The following is a 16,210-nucleotide window of genomic DNA, read 5'->3' on the forward strand; positions in this document are numbered from 1 at the left end:
GGGGTCGCGTCCGCGTCAGGACGCCAGGCGCGTGGCGCTCGGCGAGCCGAGCCCGTTCGCCTTGGCGAGGCTCGAACGCCGCTCGCTATAGGCCGCAGCCACCATCGGATAATCGGCCGGGAGGCCGAATCGCTCGCGGTAGGTTTCCGGGGTCAGACCGTTCGCCGTGAGATGGCGCTTGAGGGTCTTGTACGACCGGCCGTCGATGAAGCTGATGAGCCGGTCATGCTGCACCGACTTGCGGATCTGCGCCGCGGTGATCGTGGGCGCGGGCTCCTCCACCGAGGAGGCGCGGCCCTCGGCCAAGGCCACGAGGGCTGCGTGAACCTTGTCGATCAGGGCCGGCAAGTCGGCGATGGCGACATGGTTGTGTGCGACGTATGCGACGACGACGTCGCTGGCCATATCAATGTAAGCGGAGCCCTGCTCCATCGCGTCCTCGGTCGTTTGTTGATGTTCGGCGTTCCCCTTACATGATGTGTCAGAGCGCCGCACAACTCAAGTTGGATTTATTGTGCATGGGGACATCGCATAAAAGGCAACTCCACTTGCCAGTGTTTCCCGTTCAGCAGCCGTTGCAGATCGGCGAGCCCGCTGACTTGCCTCCCTTGATCAGGTTTTGCATGGCGGCCTCGCGGTCGTAGTTCGCGCCTGAGGCGGGCGCTGCGGCCGAGGCGGCGGCCGGGGTGCTCGGCCCCCCGACGCCCTTGGACCCGGAACCGATAGCCGGCACATTCGCCTTGGCCATGCCGGGCTTCAGCTTCTCCCAGTGATCGCGCGCCCGCGCCGATTCGCTCAACGCGGAGAGGGGGTTCACATGCGCGGCGGCGCCCTCGGAGATCGAGCGCGTGGGATCGCCCGGCATCCGGGCGGGGACCTCTTCGAAATCCGGAGGGATCGCGGCGACGCGCGCCACCTCGGGTGCACCGACCGGGGCGGCGGTCACATCCGGCTGAAGGGAGCTGTAGGTGCTGGAGCCTGTCGGCGAGCGCAGCGAACAGCCCCCGGTCGCCAAGGCAAGACCGGCGACGGCGATAAGCGTCATTCTCATGGCTTTGCGCGTGTGCCCCTTGCAGCGGAAAACTACTGAGCTTGGCCTTAACACTTCGGTAGGGATCGGTGCAATTTCCGCTCCAGGCATCATCCCGGACCTAAACCGTGGGGATGATTGGCGAACCGATCCGGGGCTACCGTCCTGCTGTCTGGCCAGCCGTGACGGGCACAACCGCTAGCGTCGAAATGCGACAGTTATGAGCCCAGTGCGGCACGCACGCCGCGCCGGTTTGTCCGAACCGGAACCGGTACTATTGTACCAGTGACAACGAATAACTTTGCGGTGACGGCAAGCAGGTATAAGTTCTGCCAGTGACGCTATCGGAAGGTTTGGCCGTGGCAAACCGAGAAAGCTGCGCATTGGCCGAGTTGCCGCCGACCACAACACTTCAGAAGATTGCGGACGTGCTTGGCTGCACGATCGACGAGTTCGCGGGGGACCGGGGCGCGTCGCGTCCGCCGTCCGGTGCCGAGTTGCTTAAATTGTGGGACCGTCTGCCCGACGAGGCCGCGCGGCGGCGGGTGCTGGCCGTCGCGCGCGCCCTGGCGAAGTAGCGGCCGGTCAGACCGGCAGGCGGCCGTCCGGCGAGTAGCGGTCGATAGCCGTGGGCAATTCCCGCGAGAGCCGGGAGAGCAGCGCGGCGCGGCTCAGGCCGGTCTGGCGGGTCAGATGGTCCAGCGTCTCCGGGCCGATGACGCGCTCCAATTCCGCTTCGGGGATGTCGCGATTCGGGCCGTGGTTGACCCAGGAATGGGCGGCCTCGCCGTGGCCGCTCTTGGTGAAATGGTCCACCAGTTCGCTGAGGCCGCTGGCGATCAGCCCGCCGACACCCGCCGATCCCACGCCGCCGAGGATGCTCGACAGGTTGGAGGGGGCATGGGAGTCGCGCACCGCGGGCGGAACCTGACGCTGCGGCTCGGTCGAATGATGGCCGAGCCATTCCGCGATCTTGTCGCGGTTCTGGAAGCCTGCCACGGCCAAAAGGCCCAGCAGAGCGGTCATCGAGGGATATCCCTTGCTCATCCTATGCTCCTTCGCCCGGGGAGAATGACGGCGCGGCGGAGCCGGTGGGCCCCGCCGCCTGTCCGAACGCTCAGCGGCCGGTGATCTTGTCCGCGACGTTCTTGGCGCCGTCCTTGACGTCGCCGACGGTCTTCTGCGCTTCGCCCTTCAGCTCCTGCGCCTTGCCCTCGGCCACGAGCTTGTCGTTGCCGGTCACGTTGCCCACGCCCTGCTTGACGTTGCCGACGGCCTCGTTGGCCAGGCCCTTGAGCTTGTCGGTGGTGCTGCTCATCGTGTGCGCTCCTGCTTGGTGGGGAAGGCCGGAGGTTCCGGCCGGGGATGACCCCCGCCCTGCGGCGGGGGCCGGTGGAAGGGGATCAGACGCGGCGGGCGTCGTAGGTCGAGAGCAGCGTCGCGGGCTTCGGGGCGCCGAGGCGGCCGCCGAGGAACGCGGCCAGCGCGCCGAGGACCAGGGCGATGGCGGCGTAGAAGGCGCCCTGCGTGGCGGCCGACTTCGCCGTGACGGCAGCGGCCTCGGCCTTCTGCTTGGCGGTGGCGACGGCCTGATCGTACTGCTTCTCGTAGTCGTTGATCTGCGTTTTGGCCTGATCGGGGGAGATGCCCTGGGCCTTGGCCAGCGCGTCGGCGGCGCGGTTCTTGGCCTGCTCCTTCTGGGCCGGATCGCCGGTCAGCACGGCGCGCACGGCCGCCACGGCGGCGTCCTTGGCGGCCTGCGGGTCCTGGCCGGCGGCCTGCTGGCGAACCGTCTGCTCGATGCCGTCGATCGGGTTCGAGATCTTCGACAGCGAGGGCGCAGCGGCCTGCGCGGCGGTCTGGACGGTGCCGCCGACGAGGTTGCCCGCGCCGCCCAGCGCGCCCGAGACGGTGCTCAGGGTGCCGCCGACGAGGCCGCTGGCGGCGGAGGTGAGGAGGTAGAGGACGACCAGCGTCGTCACCGCCCAGGAGACGAGGCCGTGCAGTGCGGCGGTGCCCGGCAGGGGCTTGCCGGAGAGACGGCCGGCGATGAGGCCGCCGATCAGCGAGGCGACGATACCCGAGGCCACGAACCAGATCCCGGCGCCGGCCGAGACGGTCGAGGCGGCCGGGTTGTCGGTGGCGTTGACCCCGACACTGGCGAGACCCACCCCGACGCCGACGAGGTTGATGACGGCCTGCGACACGAGGGCGATGGCGGCGCCGGCGAAGATGGCCCCCCAGGACACTTGGTTGAGGAGGACGGCACGCGTATCTGCGTGGGCCTCCGTACCGAGGGGGGAAACGCTCGTCTGAATGGTCACGCTGTCACTCCGGGTCGTTCGTGTGGTCGGCAATCGGGGTTTGGGGGATCAGTCGCGGGTCGCGTTGACGAGCAGGCCCAGGCCGAAGCCGACGGCACCCGCGATCAGCAGCGAGGCGAGGGGGTACTCGGCGACCTGATGGCTTACCTCGCGGGAGCCCCGGCGCAGGTAATGGCCACCGCGCTCGTAGGCGTCCTCGGCGTACTCGTAGGCGTCGTCGGCGAAGTCGCGGGCGGTGTCCTTGGCCTGGCCGTAGAGGTTCTCGGCCCGGCCGCCGGCCTCGCGCAGGCGGCCCTCGGCGGACTCGCGGTGAGAGCCGGTGACGTCGCCGATGGCGCCTTGAACCTTGCCGCCGAGTTCCTTCGCGGCGCCGGTGATCCGATCGGTATCCACCATGTCGATCTCCTTATTCTGTTGGGTGTTCGGCCTTTGCCGCCCGGCATTCACGGTGCCGGGCCAAAGACAATCTCGTGATTTTACCAAGCAGCGTTGCAGTCCCCCGCACCGCCACCGGGACAGGGGGCAGATGATCGTTGCGCCCCGCGGTTCAATGGTAGAAAAATACCGGTATCCTGAAATTCATGTACCGGAGAGGTGGACGGGGAAACCGTTCTCGCGGCCCCAGACCACGGCCTCGGTGCGCTTGTGAACGCCGAGCTTGCGATAGAGGGCGGCACCGTGATTGCGCACGGTGTTGCGGGACAGGCCGAGCTTGCGGGCGATCGCCCCGTCATCCAGGCCCGAGCAGATGAGGTTGAGGATCTGCCGCTCGCGGGCCGTGAGGTCGGGAACGGAGGGATCGAAATCCGGCCGGCTCGGTCGGCGCAGGTTGGCGAGCTTTTCGATCAGCCCCCGGCTGAACCAGGACGTGTCGGCCATCACCGTCTCGATGGCCTCGAACAGCTCCCGCTCCGTATGCTTCCGGTCGGTGATGTCCTGCATCACCAGCAGCACGAAGGCCGTGTCGTTGATCTCGACCCGCTCCGCCGAGACGAGACAATCGAGATTGTGCCCGGTCTCGTGGTGCAGGCATACCTCGACGCCGAGGACGTAACCCTGGCGTTCGAGGGCGGTCTCAAAGTTCACGCGCTGGGTGTCGTTCACCCACAGCCCGGTCTCGACGAGGGTGCGGCCGAGCATCCGGTCCTCGCCTAAGCCGAACACCCGGCTGAACGCCTCGTTGATGCTCGTGACCTGCAGGTCGTTCGCCCGCGCCAGCACCGTCGGGACAGGCGTGAGGCGGAACGCCTTGGCGAAGCGCTCCTCGCTCTGGCGGAGCGCCGTCTCCGCCTTCCGGCGCAGTTCGAGGTCGGCGAAGGTGAAGAGCATGCACGGCTCGTCGCCCATCTCGATGGGCTGGCCGGCGACGATGACGAAGCGGTTGCCCCCATCGGGCAGATCGAGGCACGCCTCCATCTGCGGAACGGTCACGCCCTCGTTCAGCCGGGAGACTGCGAGGTCGCGGTTGCGGGCGCCCGCCAGCACGTCGATTTCGTAGACGCTGCGTCCGATCACGTCTTCGCGGGTATGCCCGGTCATCTCCAGGAAACCGTGGTTCACCTTCACGTGACGCAGATCCGACAATCGCGTGATCACGGCCGGGGCCGGATTGGCGGCGAACGTCTTCTCGAACCGGTCCTCCGCCTCGAACTGATCGGTGACATCCTTCAGGATCAGCGCGAGGCAGCTCGGCTTGCCCTCGTGGTCGGTGGCCACGAGGCTGCGCAGGGAGTGCACGAAATCGAGGTCGGGCTTGTCCGTCCGCGTCACCTCCACGATCACGTCGTGGAAGCGCTCGCCCGCCACGACCCGCTCGATCGGGTAGCTCTCGGGAGCCCGCTTGTTGCGGTACCGTAAGGCGAATTTCTCGCGGTAGGCGTCGATGGTCTCGCCGAGTTCGTCCAGGCTCTCGGCGCCGTGCATCGCGAGCGCGGCCTCGTTGGCATAGGCGATGGTCTGGTCTGGCTCGACCAGGATCACGCCCTCGCTGAGGCCGGCGATGATCTGCCGAAGTTCATGCCTGTCGACGCCCGACGTCACGGTTCGCCACGCCCTTCTTCGCTTCCGACTGCCATTTCGGCAGCGGGGCAAAAACGGGTTGCGCACGACCCGGTTCCATTAAAATGTGCTTGTTCACTGGTATCGCCGTATCATTGACGGCGGGAAGAGCGATCAAAAATAAGTCGTCTCCCGGCCACCCCCGCCCTGTAGCGGTGCAGGCGGCTGTCCCTCGACACAACGAGTGGTGCATCCTTGCAGCCAACAGTCGAAGATCACGATCCGGTGTCAGCATCGGACGACGTGCTAACGTTCGTTCACGCGCAGTTGGGCCGTCGCCTCCGCGAATACTACCCACAGGTTGTGGCAATCGAACCAGATTCGCGTCTTGGGCGAGTTCTGGGAAGGCTCACCGAGGTCCTGCTCAAGGCCGATGGCGGCCGCATCCCGACGGCGTTCCGGGACGACCTGATCGCCATGGTGCCGCGCCTGCGCCGCTATGCCATCTCGCTCACACACGATGCCATCGAGGCGGACGACCTCGTGCAGCTGACGCTGCTCAAGGCGTGGGAATTCCGTGACCGGTTCGAGCCGGGCAGCAACCTCGTGGCGTGGCTGTTCACGATCCTGCGCAACGGCCACATCAACAGCCGGCGCAAATACTGGCGCGAGGTGGCGGACCCGGACGGCGCCCATGCCGGCACATTGTCCGAACCGGCGGCGCAGGAACACACGATCGGCCTGCGCGATCTGCAACTCGCCCTCGACCGGCTCGATGCCGCCCACCGCGAGGCGCTGACGCTTGTGGCGGTGGAAGGGCTGACCTACGAGGCGGCCGCCGCGATCATCGGGTGCCCGCCGGGCACCGTGAAGAGCCGGGTCAGCCGCGCCCGCGATCGTCTTTCGCAAGATCTCGGGCAGGTGTGATTCCGTACTTGCCCTAAATCGCGTCGGTGGAAATCGTCTCGTACCAGTAGATCTGTCTCAGGCGGGTCGTCCGGACGCACCCACATAGCGTCCGACACAGTTCACGAGGTTGTGCCGGGCCCTCGACCCCTTCGGGGCCCGGCACGGCCGCGGAGCCGGGCGCTTGAGCCGCTCCGGGTGTGCGCCCGGCCCGTTGCCTTTTCCGCCGCACCGCGTTCAAGCGGCGCGGATCATTACGAGGAGCTTATGAAGACCATTCGGCTCGCGGCCTTGGCGCCGCTCGCATTCATCGCCACCGCCACCCTCCCAGCGGAAGCGGCCGGGCGTTTCGACGGCGCATGGTCCGTCGTGGCGACGAGCAGCGAGTCGTCCTGCACGGGACCGTACAATTACCCGATCGTGATCCGCGACGGGCAGGTGGACGATGCCGGCAGCAACGACGTGGACGCGAGCGGCCGGGCCGGAGCCGATGGCGGGATCACCGGCACCATCCGCAAGGGCCTCGCGGTGGTGACGGTGAGCGGCAGGCTGAAGGGCAAGGCCGGCAGCGGGCGCTGGACGCTCAGCGGCCTCGCGTCCTGCTCCGGCCGCTGGACGGCCCGCCGGACGGGCTGACGCCCTCCGCTACTTCTTGCCGGCGCGGCCGAAGCCGAGTTCCTTGGCGAGCGCCGAGCGGCGCTGCGCGTAGCTCGGGGCCACCATCGGATAATCCGCCGGCAGCGAGAAGCGCTCGCGGTAGCTGTCCGGCGTGAAGCCGTGCTTCGTCAGGTGGCGCTTCAGGGTCTTGTAGGTCCGGCCGTCGAGGAAGCTCACGAGCCCCGCCGCCTGGATCGACTGGCGGATCTCCGAGGCGGACACCTTCTCCCGCGCCGGCTTCGGCTCAGTTTGGCGCGGCCCGTGAAGGGCGCGGACAGCCTTGTGCATCGTGGCGATGAGGCTCGGCAGGTCGCCCGGGCGGACGGCGTTGTTGCTCACATAGGCGGCCACCATTTCGGCTGTGCGGCCGATGGAGGCGATGGCGGTGTCGTCGGTCGTCATGGGTCTGCCATGGGGTTTTGACAGCCTCCGAAACCGGTCAGGCGGGTTTGCCCGGCCGGCGATGAAGGGCTGTGGTTCACTACCCACGACTGTATGAATCGGCGCGCTACGCGCTTGCCTATAAGCGCGGTATCGTTTGTCTTACCGCGCGGTAGGCCGATTCGGGACAGATGAATCCATGCGAACGGTGTTCTCGACCGATGGAATTGCAGAAAGTAGGAAGTTCGACCGGTGGAGTGAAACCATTCACGATCGGCTAGTGCCGGTTGAGCAGTCACAAATAGGTGATGAACCTTTTCGAGGCATCATCGAAGCCGCCGACGTCGGGCCCCTGGCGATCTCGCGGATCACGCAGGGCGCGCTGCGGACGGAGGCGACGCCGGACACGATCCGGCGGCACACCAAGCACGACACGCTCTCGGTGGCGATCAAGCTGGAAGGTGTTTCGAGCGTGACCCAGGATGGGCGCCACGCCGTCCAGCGGCCCGGCGACCTCGTGGTGATCGAGCGCCGCCCGACCGTCCTTCATTCCAGCGCCGGCAGCTGCTGCTACCTCCTCGAAGTGCCCCGGCGGCGCCTCGAAGGCGCGCTGGGCTCCGCCCGGCTCTACACCGCCATGACCGTGGACGGTGCCCTGCCGGGTGCATCCCTGGTGCGGACCTTCATCGAGGAACTGGTGCGGGTCCACGCGACGCTGACCCCGGACATGGCCGAGCGCATGGCCTCGATCGGCATCGACCTGATCGCCGCGAGCCTCGCCGAGGGGCTGGCGCGGGAGACGCCGAAGCCCCTCCAGGGCGACGTGCTCGTGCAGCGGGCCAAGGCGCATATCGAGAGCCGCTTCGGCGATCCGGATCTCGACCCCGCCGCCGTCGCCGCCGGAATCGGCGTCTCCCTCAGGCGGCTTCAGGAGGTGTTCCAGGGGCGGGAGCGCTGCGTCTCGGAATGGATCTGGGACCGGCGCCTCGACAGCGCGGCCAAGCAACTCGCCGACCCGGCCTGCGCCCATATCCCCATCGGGACGCTGGCCTACGATTGCGGCTTCTCGAACCAAGCCCATTTCTCGCGCCGCTTCCGCGCGCAGTTCGGCCGCTCGCCGAGCGAGTTCCGTCGGGAGAGCCTTGTCGGATCGGCCGGGGCGATCTAGCCGGGGCGGGCCGTCCGGCCCCCCGCTCACCGTACCGCTCCCATGTCCGCGTCCCCGGCCCCCATCCCCGATTCACCGCGCCGCGCGCCGAGCACCCTCGGCAACGCCGCCCTCGGCCTGACGCAGATCATCCTGTGGGGCGGCTCTTTCTTCCTCGTCGCGGTGATCGTCGCGCCGGTGGTGGACTCGACCGGATGGCCGCAGGGGGCGGTGATCGGTGCGCTCTCGCTGGCCATCCTCATCTCCGGCCTGCTCTCGCCCTGGGTCGGCCGGCAGATCCGGCGGATCGGGGGCCGCCCGGTCCTCGTCGCCGGCACCCTCATCATGGCCGCCGGCCTCGTGCTGATGGCGGTGGCCGGAAGCCTGCCGGTCTTCCTCGCCGCCTGGGCGGTGATGGGCGTGGGCATGGCGGGCGCGCTCTACGACCCGCTCTTCGCGGCGATCGGACAGGCTTACGGCGCCTCCGCACGGGGTGCGATGACCCAGATCGCCATCGCCTCCGGTTTCGCCATCACCCTCTGCTGGCCGGCGTCGAGCTTCCTCGTGGCACATGTCGGCTGGCGGGGGGCCTGCCTCGCCTACGCGGCGCTGGCGGCCTTCGTGGTGGCGCCGATCTTCGCCCTCGCGCTGCCGGGCGGGAAGGTCGCCGCGTCGGCCAGGATCGCGGTCGCGCCCGGCATCAAGGCGCCGCGCCTGCCGGGGGAGGGGATCCTGGCGCTCACCTTCACCACCGCCGCCATCCTCATGACGGCGATGTCGGTGGAATTGCTGCTGCTCCTGCAATCCCACGGCATCCCGGCCGCCTCCGCCGTGGCGCTCGCCGCCCTCATCGGCCCGTCTCAGGTCGGCGCCCGCGTGCTCGAACTGGCCTTCGGCCAGCGCGCCCACCCGATCCACCTGCTGCTGATCTCGGCGGGGAGCGTGGCCCTCGGGCTGTTCCTCCTCGTGGTGGCGCCAAGCTTCGCGTGGCTCGCGATCCTGCTCTACGGCGCCGGCAACGGGATGCGCACGGTGGTTCGGGGGACGCTGCCCCTGGCCCTGTACGGACAGGGCGAATACGCGGCGGTGATCGGTCGCCTCGCGCGGCCGCCGCTTCTCGGGCAGGCGGCGACGCCGCTCGCCTGCGGCTACGCGATGGAATGGTTCGGCATCGAGACGCTGGCCGTCATCATGGTGGCGGTCGCCATCCTGAACCTCGGTTTATCACTTCTCGTCGCCCGACAGGTCGCGCAACAGACGAACAAAAGTGCTTAGCAATCACGCGGATGCCGCGTTTCCGCTCACTAGAGCCACTAAAGTAGGATAGATTCCGCATGTTTTCTTAAAGCGGCTCGGCGAAATTGCGGGACCGATACCGCGAGAGATCGCCAAGTCCCAAGCACCCGCGACGAGGTGGTGACTTGCTCAGTATCGGCTTTCCGATCGCCCCGGGCTCTCCGGTGCCGAGCGGCGCAAAAGGCCGGAAGACTGAGACCATGGATGCGCTGCTCGTCGACGACAGTTCCACGATCCTGATGCGCTTCCAGCTGCTGCTTGAGCGGCAGCACGGTGTGAACGTCGCCGCCTTCTCGCATCCCGGCGCGGCCCTTCTCCGGGCGCAGATGCAAGCGTTCGATCTCGTGCTGGTGGACCAGCACATGCCGGGCATGGACGGCACGGAGTTCATCCGCTGCCTCTGCGAGATCCCGCATTATGCGCAGGTGCCGGTGGTGATGATCACCTCCGACACCTCGGAGCGGGTCAAGCTCGCGGCCCTGGAAGCGGGGGCCACGGACTTCCTCGACAAACAGACGGACGGCATGGAATTCCATGTGCGCCTGCGCAACCAGATCCGCCTCGCCGCGGCCATGCGCCGGCTGGACGATCAGGCGGCGGAACTCGCCGGAAAGGTGCGGACCGCCGAGTTCCACGTCCACGAGCGCGAGGAGGAGATCATCTTCCGCCTCGCCCTGGCGGTGGAATATCGCGACAACGACACCGGCCACCATACGTGGCGCGTCGCCCGCTACAGTCAGATCATGGCGCAGGCGTTCGGCCTCGATGCCGACCTGTGCCACCGCATCTACCTCGCCTCGCCCCTGCACGATGTCGGCAAGGTCGCCATTCCCGACGAGGTCCTGCTCAAGAAGGAGCGGCTGACCGACGAGGAGATGGCGACGGTGCGCACCCACGCCGCCATCGGCGAGCGGATCCTGGGCGAGAGCTCGTCCGAGCTGATCCGCCTCGCCGCCGAGATCGCGGGTGGGCATCACGAGCGCTGGGACGGCACCGGTTATCCGCGCGGCATCGCCGGGCTCGCCATCCCGCTTGCGGCGCGGATCGTGGCGGTGGCCGACGTATTCGACGCCCTGACCACCGTGCGCCCCTACAAGGACGCGATGCCGCCCGAGGACGCCCTGCGCCTGATCGAAGGCGAAGCCGGCCGGCATTTCGACCCGGCCTGCGTCGCGGCCTTCATCTCCCGCTGGGACGAAATCCTCGACATCTGCGCGACCAGCGCACGGGGCCAGGGCTTCCGGGGCGAACCGCGCCTCCACGACCGGGACGTGCCGCTGCCGGCGGCGGCCCAGTAAGGCCCATCCTCGGCCGGAATGCCCTCGGCGGTGTCGATGGCCTGCGGGCGGAGCGGAGGCTCCGGCCCGGCGAGCCCCGCCGAGAGTACTCCGCCCAGAACGGCCTGCCTGGCGAGCGCATGCTCCGGCTAAGGTCGCCCCGGCGGGGAGGTCAAGAAGCCTGAGGCGGCGCGCGGACCTTTTTCGAACGCTGTGGCCTTGCCGCCCCCCACGACGCCCATGAAGGCGGTGCGCGCAGGGCAGCCATGACGTGACACGACGCACGCCTCGTATGGGAATAAAAATAGTTCTCCCTCGTCATGAAGAGAGTAGGCGGGTAAATCCGCCTAAATGCGAGAACGAGGGGCCATGGAATTAGAGGAAAGCGAAGGACACAATTGGTTTGTGACCCATATGGTCGACATCATTCAACGGATCAGGGATCTGTATGTCGTCTGCCAGGGAAACGACATGGTGGGCGACAATCCGGACCTGGACGATAACTGGATCAGGATCCATGACCTGCTCATCCAGCTTCACGAGCACGTGAACGCGGATGCCGGCCGGGAAATCCTGTCGCCTTTGGTCCTGCGGCTCGGCGTGGAACTCTCGGCGATCGAAGGGCTGGTCGGAGCCTTGTCGTCGTCCCGGCGCTGCCGATCTCTGCATTGAGGTCGCGGCCGTCATGCCGCGACGGGACAGCAGGCGAGAAAGCAATGATCCGCAAGGCGACGCGTAGCACCGAGGACGCCATCGAGTCCGGCCGGTTCACCGCCAGGGCCTACTTCCCCGGGCACCTCCTGCCGGGCCATGCGGACCATGGGCTCGGCCCCCTCGCGACGATCATGGAATCGTTTCTGGCGCCGGGCACGCACATCAAGCTGCACGAGCATGTGCAGGACGAGATCGTGTCCTGGGTGCCGGCCGGCGTGATGCGCCACGACGATCCCCAGGGCGAGCATCTGGTCATCGACGGCGACCACCTGATGGTCATGAACGCCGGGTCCGGTTTCCAACACGAGGAGCGGACGCGCGACGACGACCCACCCCTTCGGATGCTGCAGATCTTCGTCCGCCCCCATTCCCGCGATCTGGAGCCCGGTATCCAGTTCGGCCGCCTGCCGGCCCCCGTGCCGAATACGTGGCGGCCCGTGTTCGGGCCGCCTGGCGGCGACGCACCGTTCCATGTGCGCAATGCGGTCTCCTGCTACGACCTCCGCCTCGGGGCAGGGGAGGAGGCGGCGCTGCCGACGCGACCTGACCGGCACACGTACTTCTTCGTGTTCACGGGTTGCGTCACGGCCGGCGGAGAGCGGTTCGGCGAGGCCGAGACCGGATTGGTCTCGGGCGAGGCCGACGTCACGCTGCGCGCCACCGAGGCCTCCCTCGTGGTGGCCTTCGTGGTGGACCGCGACGCGGCGGTCTGCCGTGAGGGCTCCGTGGGCGACGGCGAGACCGTGCACCGGATGGCCGCCCGCACGCGGACGGCGTGACGGACGATGATCGGAACGGCCTGGCGGAAGGGGTGAGATTCGAACTCACGGTGGAGTTGCCCCCACGGCGGTTTTCAAGACCGCTGCCTTAAACCACTCGGCCACCCTTCCCGGCGCAGGCGTGCTGATCTACGGCCGCGCCGGAAGCGCCGTCAACCGGGACGAGGCCGGACAAGATTCTTGAAACGGCGCTTGCCAAGTTCGGCGCGACCCACTAGAAGCGCGTCAACCCCGGCGCGCACCGCTCGCTGCCGCGGTTTAGGCGCCCGTAGCTCAGCTGGATAGAGCACCAGACTACGAATCTGGGGGTCAGAGGTTCGAATCCTTTCGGGCGCGCCAACATACTTCTTCCAAATCTTCAGCCGATAGCCGCAAGAGCTTCACTGCTCTTGGTCGCGGCGCGTCTGAGCTTCGCTACAGATGCTTCAGGCCGAAGCTCTCCAGCAGCGGCAGCAACTCGTCCCGTGCCCTGAGCCGGTGATCGTGTAGCCGGTCGTGGGCCGCCGCCGGGTCGCCCCGGTGGATCGCGTCGATGAGGGCGCGGTGCTCGGCGACCGAGGCACCCAGTTCGCGACGCAACTTCAGCGTCAGCATTCGAGCCCGGTGCGATTGGTCGTTGATGGTCTGGATGATCCGGGTCATCCGGCCGTTCCCCGCACGCTCCACCAGCGTCCGGTGGAACAGCGCGTCGGCCTGCCCCCAGGCGGGGAGGTCCCCCGCGCACCACGCCGCCTCCATCGCGTCCGTATGCACCGCGAGGTCGCCCGCCACGGCGTTGCGGTCGGCAGCGGGGAGGGCAGCCAGCAGCTCGGCGGCACGGCCCTCGATGGCGACGATCACGTCGTAGATCTCGCGCATGTCCGCAGGCGCGAGGGCGCAGATCAGCACGCCCTTCCGGGATAGCACCCGGACCAGACCCTCCTCCTGCAAGCGAATCACCGCCTCGTGGACGGGGGTGCGGCTCATGCCGAGCCGGTCGGCGATCTCCTGCTCGGAAGCTTGGTAGCCGGGCGCGAAGCTCGAATCCTGGATCGCCCGCTTCATCGCGGCATAGGCGTCGTCCACCATCGAGGGACGGCGATCAACCTCCTGCACCGGCGCCGCTTTCGCGGCTCTGCGCCTCGTCGCCATCTCATCCCCCGACCGATCGAAACGTCGTACCAACTTCCATGCAAGGTGCAATGCAGGATTGACACGGCGACCCGCCCCAATGCAGAAAACGCCATCTTGCATGCAAGCTGGCGCACAAAGACCGGCGCATCGGGTTCTTGGAGGAAACGATGGATCACTCGCTTGAGCGGGCGACCATGCGCAGGGTCGCGTGGCGCCTGATCCCTTTCATATGCCTTCTGTACTTCATCGCCTTCATCGACCGCGTGAATATCGGCTTCGCGGCGTTGACGATGAACAAGGACCTCGGCTTCTCCTCGGCCGTGTTCGGCTTCGGGGCCGGCGTCTTCTTCTTCGGCTACTTCCTGTTCGAGGTGCCGTCGAACATCATCCTCGACAAGGTCGGCGCGCGGATCTGGATCGCGCGGGTGATGATCACCTGGGGGCTGATCTCGGCGGCCTTCGCCTTCATCAAGGGCGAGTACAGCTTCTACGCCCTGCGCTTCCTGCTCGGCGCCGCCGAGGCGGGGTTCTTCCCCGGCATCATCCTCTACCTCACCTTCTGGTTTCCGGCGCGGTACCGGGCGGGGGTCGTCTCGCTGTTCATGGCGGCGGCGCCCATCTCGGTGGTGCTGGGTTCGCCGCTCTCCGGCGCGCTCCTCGAACTGGAGGGCGTGATGGGCCTGCACGGCTGGCAGTGGATGTTCCTCGTGGAGGCGGTGCCCGCCGTGCTGCTCGGCATCGTCGTGCTGTTCTACCTGACCGACCGGCCGGAAAAGGCGACGTGGCTCGCCCCCGACCAGCGCGACTGGCTCATCGCCGAGATGGAGGCCGAGCGCGCCGCGCGGGGGAGTGTCGCCAAGCACGGCATCCTCGCCGGCATGGCGGATCCGCGCGTGCTGGCCCTGGCGCTCGTGTATTTCGGGACCTCGGCGGGGCTCTACACCCTCGGCATCTGGGCGCCGCAGATCATCCGCGGCTTCGGCCTCTCGCCGATGGCGGTGGGCTTCCTCAATGCGATCCCGCCGACCATCGCGGTGGTGGCGATGATCCTGTGGGCCCGCCATTCCGACCGGACGGGCGAGCGCACATGGCATGTGGTCATCGCGTGCCTCGTCGCGTCGGCGGGGCTGATGCTCGCCGGGGCGGCCTCCTCCGTCGTCGCGGTGATCGCCGCCCTCAGCCTCGTCAACATCGGGATCAGCGCGGCCAAGCCTCCGCTCTGGGCCATGCCGACGATGTTCCTCTCGGGCCCGGCCGCCGCCGTCGGCATCGCCACCATCAACGCCATCGGCAATCTCGGCGGCTTCGTCGGGCCCTGGGTGATCGGCTGGATCAAGGACAGCACCGGCAGCTTCGCCGGCGGGCTCGTCTTCGTCGCCGCGCTCCTCGTCCTGTCGGCGGTGCTGAGCCTCGTCGTCGCCCGGGTCGGGCGGCGCCCCGAACCGGCCGGCGCCGTCGCCCGCTGATTCTTCTCACGTCATTCGGAGACACACCATGAAGACCTACAGGATCGCCGCCATCCCCGCCGACGGCATCGGCATCGAAGTTATCGCCGCCGGCGTCGAAGTGCTGAACGTCCTCGCCGAGAAGACCGGCAGCTTCGGCTTCCACTTCGATCACTTCGATTGGGGCTCGGACTACTACAAGACGCACGGCGTGATGATGCCCGCCGACGGGCGCGAGCAGATCCGCCACCACGATGCGATCTTCTTCGGCGCGGTCGGTGCGCCGGACGTGCCGGACCACATCAGCCTGTGGGGCCTGCGCCTCGCGATCTGCCAGCCCTTCGACCAATACGCGAACGTGCGCCCGACGCGGATCCTGCCCGGCATCACCAGCCCGCTGCGTCACGTCTCGGGGCCTGAGCTCGATTGGGTGATCGTGCGCGAGAACTCCGAGGGCGAGTATGCCGGCGTCGGCGGGCGCGTGCACCAGGGCCATCCGAACGAGGTCGCCACCGATGTCTCGATGATGACCCGCTCCGGCGTCGAGCGGATCATCCGCTACGCGTTCGAGCTGGCGCGCTCGCGCCCGCGCAAGCTCCTCACCGTCGTCACCAAGTCGAACGCCCAGCGCCACGCCATGGTGATGTGGGACGAGATCGCCGCCGAGGTCGCCGCCGGCTTCCCCGACGTGACCTGGGACAAGATGCTGGTCGATGCGATGACGATGCGCATGACGATGAAGCCGCAGACGCTGGACACCATCGTCGCCACGAACCTGCACGCGGACATCCTGTCGGACCTCGCGGCGGCGCTCGCCGGCTCGCTCGGCATCGCGCCGACCGCCAACATCAACCCGGAGCGGACCTATCCCTCGATGTTCGAGCCGATCCACGGCTCGGCCTTCGACATCGCCGGCAAGGGCATCGCCAACCCGGTGGCGACCTTCTGGACCGCCTGCCAGATGCTGGAACATCTCGGCGAGACACCCGCCGCCGACCGGCTGATGCACGCGGTGGAGCGCGTCACCGCCGATCCGAGCCTGCACACGCCGGACCTCGGCGGCAAGGCGACGACCCGGCAGGTGACGGATGCGGTGATCGCCGCGATCCAGGGCGACAACGAGTAGGACCGGCCTCAAAGGTT

Annotated in this window: 19 protein-coding genes and 2 tRNA genes; 11 read left to right on the forward strand and 10 right to left on the reverse strand. The window is 67.9% G+C overall.

The window, feature by feature from the left end:
• Nucleotides 1-15 precede the first annotated feature (15 nt).
• Nucleotides 16-432 (reverse strand): Ros/MucR family transcriptional regulator, encoded by a 417-nt coding sequence (locus ACXJ1Y_RS01695; RefSeq protein ID WP_463848463.1) that lies wholly within the window; start codon nucleotides 430-432, stop codon nucleotides 16-18.
• A gap of 133 nt (nucleotides 433-565) precedes the next feature.
• A complete protein-coding gene (locus ACXJ1Y_RS01700; RefSeq protein ID WP_463848464.1) occupies nucleotides 566-1,045 on the reverse strand; it encodes a hypothetical protein in 480 nt (159 codons plus the stop codon).
• A 368-nt stretch (nucleotides 1,046-1,413) separates the two neighbouring features.
• On the opposite strand from ACXJ1Y_RS01700, the gene ACXJ1Y_RS01705 reads away from it, so the two are divergent.
• Nucleotides 1,414-1,608 carry a hypothetical protein gene (locus ACXJ1Y_RS01705; RefSeq protein ID WP_463848465.1) on the forward strand — a complete coding sequence of 65 codons (195 nt, stop codon included), beginning with the start codon at nucleotides 1,414-1,416 and terminating at the stop codon, nucleotides 1,606-1,608.
• A gap of 7 nt (nucleotides 1,609-1,615) precedes the next feature.
• On the opposite strand, the gene ACXJ1Y_RS01710 is transcribed toward ACXJ1Y_RS01705, so the two are convergent.
• The 5 genes from ACXJ1Y_RS01710 to ACXJ1Y_RS01730 all read right to left on the reverse strand — a co-directional run bounded on the left by ACXJ1Y_RS01710 (nucleotide 1,616) and on the right by ACXJ1Y_RS01730 (nucleotide 5,394).
• A complete protein-coding gene (locus tag ACXJ1Y_RS01710) occupies nucleotides 1,616-2,077 on the reverse strand; it encodes a YidB family protein (RefSeq protein WP_463848466.1) in 462 nt (153 codons plus the stop codon).
• Nucleotides 2,078-2,147: 70 nt separating this feature from the next.
• Nucleotides 2,148-2,348: a CsbD family protein gene (locus ACXJ1Y_RS01715; RefSeq protein WP_463848467.1), complete on the reverse strand. Its 201-nt coding sequence runs from the start codon at nucleotides 2,346-2,348 to the stop codon at nucleotides 2,148-2,150.
• An 85-nt stretch (nucleotides 2,349-2,433) separates the two neighbouring features.
• Complete coding sequence (locus tag ACXJ1Y_RS01720) at nucleotides 2,434-3,354, reverse strand: PhnA-like protein (protein WP_463848468.1); 921 nt, start codon at nucleotides 3,352-3,354, stop codon at nucleotides 2,434-2,436.
• 48 nt (nucleotides 3,355-3,402) lie between these two features.
• Complete coding sequence (locus ACXJ1Y_RS01725) at nucleotides 3,403-3,750, reverse strand: CsbD family protein (protein WP_463848469.1); 348 nt, start codon at nucleotides 3,748-3,750, stop codon at nucleotides 3,403-3,405.
• Nucleotides 3,751-3,933: 183 nt separating this feature from the next.
• Nucleotides 3,934-5,394: a PAS domain S-box protein gene (locus ACXJ1Y_RS01730; protein ID WP_463848470.1), complete on the reverse strand. Its 1,461-nt coding sequence runs from the start codon at nucleotides 5,392-5,394 to the stop codon at nucleotides 3,934-3,936.
• Between the two features lie 321 nt (nucleotides 5,395-5,715).
• On the opposite strand from ACXJ1Y_RS01730, the gene ACXJ1Y_RS01735 reads away from it, so the two are divergent.
• Together ACXJ1Y_RS01735 and ACXJ1Y_RS01740 are read left to right on the forward strand one after the other, a co-directional pair.
• A complete protein-coding gene (locus ACXJ1Y_RS01735; protein ID WP_463848471.1) occupies nucleotides 5,716-6,279 on the forward strand; it encodes a sigma-70 family RNA polymerase sigma factor in 564 nt (187 codons plus the stop codon).
• 246 nt (nucleotides 6,280-6,525) lie between these two features.
• Nucleotides 6,526-6,894, forward strand: coding sequence for a hypothetical protein (locus ACXJ1Y_RS01740; protein ID WP_463848472.1), 369 nt, complete (start codon nucleotides 6,526-6,528; stop codon nucleotides 6,892-6,894).
• A 9-nt stretch (nucleotides 6,895-6,903) separates the two neighbouring features.
• Here the strand turns inward: ACXJ1Y_RS01740 and ACXJ1Y_RS01745 are convergent, their stop codons facing one another.
• Entirely contained in the window at nucleotides 6,904-7,317 is a 414-nt protein-coding gene (locus ACXJ1Y_RS01745; RefSeq protein WP_463848473.1) for a Ros/MucR family transcriptional regulator, read from the reverse strand.
• Between the two features lie 178 nt (nucleotides 7,318-7,495).
• Here ACXJ1Y_RS01745 and ACXJ1Y_RS01750 point away from each other — a divergent pair, with 178 nt between their 5' ends.
• The 5 genes from ACXJ1Y_RS01750 to ACXJ1Y_RS01770 all read left to right on the forward strand — a co-directional run bounded on the left by ACXJ1Y_RS01750 (nucleotide 7,496) and on the right by ACXJ1Y_RS01770 (nucleotide 12,509).
• Nucleotides 7,496-8,464 carry a helix-turn-helix domain-containing protein gene (locus tag ACXJ1Y_RS01750; RefSeq protein ID WP_463848474.1) on the forward strand — a complete coding sequence of 323 codons (969 nt, stop codon included), beginning with the start codon at nucleotides 7,496-7,498 and terminating at the stop codon, nucleotides 8,462-8,464.
• Between the two features lie 42 nt (nucleotides 8,465-8,506).
• Entirely contained in the window at nucleotides 8,507-9,718 is a 1,212-nt protein-coding gene (locus ACXJ1Y_RS01755) for an MFS transporter (RefSeq protein ID WP_463848475.1), read from the forward strand.
• A 221-nt stretch (nucleotides 9,719-9,939) separates the two neighbouring features.
• Nucleotides 9,940-11,037, forward strand: a complete 1,098-nt coding sequence (locus ACXJ1Y_RS01760; RefSeq protein ID WP_463848476.1) for an HD-GYP domain-containing protein — start codon at nucleotides 9,940-9,942, stop codon at nucleotides 11,035-11,037.
• Between the two features lie 348 nt (nucleotides 11,038-11,385).
• A complete protein-coding gene (locus ACXJ1Y_RS01765; RefSeq protein WP_463848477.1) occupies nucleotides 11,386-11,688 on the forward strand; it encodes a hypothetical protein in 303 nt (100 codons plus the stop codon).
• Between the two features lie 44 nt (nucleotides 11,689-11,732).
• Nucleotides 11,733-12,509 (forward strand): pirin family protein, encoded by a 777-nt coding sequence (locus tag ACXJ1Y_RS01770; RefSeq protein WP_463848478.1) that lies wholly within the window; start codon nucleotides 11,733-11,735, stop codon nucleotides 12,507-12,509.
• A gap of 21 nt (nucleotides 12,510-12,530) precedes the next feature.
• On the opposite strand, the gene ACXJ1Y_RS01775 is transcribed toward ACXJ1Y_RS01770, so the two are convergent.
• Nucleotides 12,531-12,620, reverse strand: a tRNA-Ser gene (locus ACXJ1Y_RS01775).
• 151 nt (nucleotides 12,621-12,771) lie between these two features.
• Here ACXJ1Y_RS01775 and ACXJ1Y_RS01780 point away from each other — a divergent pair.
• Nucleotides 12,772-12,848 (forward strand) — tRNA-Arg (locus tag ACXJ1Y_RS01780).
• Nucleotides 12,849-12,923: 75 nt separating this feature from the next.
• Here ACXJ1Y_RS01780 and ACXJ1Y_RS01785 read toward each other — a convergent pair.
• Nucleotides 12,924-13,577 (reverse strand): GntR family transcriptional regulator, encoded by a 654-nt coding sequence (locus tag ACXJ1Y_RS01785; protein ID WP_463850008.1) that lies wholly within the window; start codon nucleotides 13,575-13,577, stop codon nucleotides 12,924-12,926.
• A 212-nt stretch (nucleotides 13,578-13,789) separates the two neighbouring features.
• Here ACXJ1Y_RS01785 and ACXJ1Y_RS01790 point away from each other — a divergent pair, with 212 nt between their 5' ends.
• Complete coding sequence (locus tag ACXJ1Y_RS01790) at nucleotides 13,790-15,088, forward strand: MFS transporter (protein ID WP_463848479.1); 1,299 nt, start codon at nucleotides 13,790-13,792, stop codon at nucleotides 15,086-15,088.
• 28 nt (nucleotides 15,089-15,116) lie between these two features.
• Entirely contained in the window at nucleotides 15,117-16,193 is a 1,077-nt protein-coding gene (locus ACXJ1Y_RS01795) for a tartrate dehydrogenase (protein WP_463848480.1), read from the forward strand.
• Nucleotides 16,194-16,210: the final 17 nt, after the last annotated feature.

It is taken from the genome of Methylobacterium sp. TK26 (assembly GCF_055361565.1).

Bases quoted from the DNA above. Each gene is read 5' to 3' on its own strand.
- ACXJ1Y_RS01710 (WP_463848466.1), bottom strand. From the start codon at position 2,077: ATGAGCAAGGGATATCCCTCGATGACCGCTCTGCTGGGCCTTTTGGCC.
- ACXJ1Y_RS01755 (WP_463848475.1), top strand. From the start codon at position 8,507: ATGTCCGCGTCCCCGGCCCCCATCCCCGATTCACCGCGCCGCGCGCCG.
- ACXJ1Y_RS01725 (WP_463848469.1), bottom strand. From the start codon at position 3,750: ATGGTGGATACCGATCGGATCACCGGCGCCGCGAAGGAACTCGGCGGC.
- ACXJ1Y_RS01700 (WP_463848464.1), bottom strand. From the start codon at position 1,045: ATGACGCTTATCGCCGTCGCCGGTCTTGCCTTGGCGACCGGGGGCTGT.
- ACXJ1Y_RS01795 (WP_463848480.1), top strand. From the start codon at position 15,117: ATGAAGACCTACAGGATCGCCGCCATCCCCGCCGACGGCATCGGCATC.
- ACXJ1Y_RS01740 (WP_463848472.1), top strand. From the start codon at position 6,526: ATGAAGACCATTCGGCTCGCGGCCTTGGCGCCGCTCGCATTCATCGCC.
- ACXJ1Y_RS01745 (WP_463848473.1), bottom strand. From the start codon at position 7,317: ATGACGACCGACGACACCGCCATCGCCTCCATCGGCCGCACAGCCGAA.
- ACXJ1Y_RS01765 (WP_463848477.1), top strand. From the start codon at position 11,386: ATGGAATTAGAGGAAAGCGAAGGACACAATTGGTTTGTGACCCATATG.
- ACXJ1Y_RS01790 (WP_463848479.1), top strand. From the start codon at position 13,790: ATGGATCACTCGCTTGAGCGGGCGACCATGCGCAGGGTCGCGTGGCGC.
- ACXJ1Y_RS01750 (WP_463848474.1), top strand. From the start codon at position 7,496: ATGCGAACGGTGTTCTCGACCGATGGAATTGCAGAAAGTAGGAAGTTC.
- ACXJ1Y_RS01785 (WP_463850008.1), bottom strand. From the start codon at position 13,577: ATGGTGGACGACGCCTATGCCGCGATGAAGCGGGCGATCCAGGATTCG.
- ACXJ1Y_RS01715 (WP_463848467.1), bottom strand. From the start codon at position 2,348: ATGAGCAGCACCACCGACAAGCTCAAGGGCCTGGCCAACGAGGCCGTC.
- ACXJ1Y_RS01770 (WP_463848478.1), top strand. From the start codon at position 11,733: ATGATCCGCAAGGCGACGCGTAGCACCGAGGACGCCATCGAGTCCGGC.
- ACXJ1Y_RS01760 (WP_463848476.1), top strand. From the start codon at position 9,940: ATGGATGCGCTGCTCGTCGACGACAGTTCCACGATCCTGATGCGCTTC.
- ACXJ1Y_RS01695 (WP_463848463.1), bottom strand. From the start codon at position 432: ATGGAGCAGGGCTCCGCTTACATTGATATGGCCAGCGACGTCGTCGTC.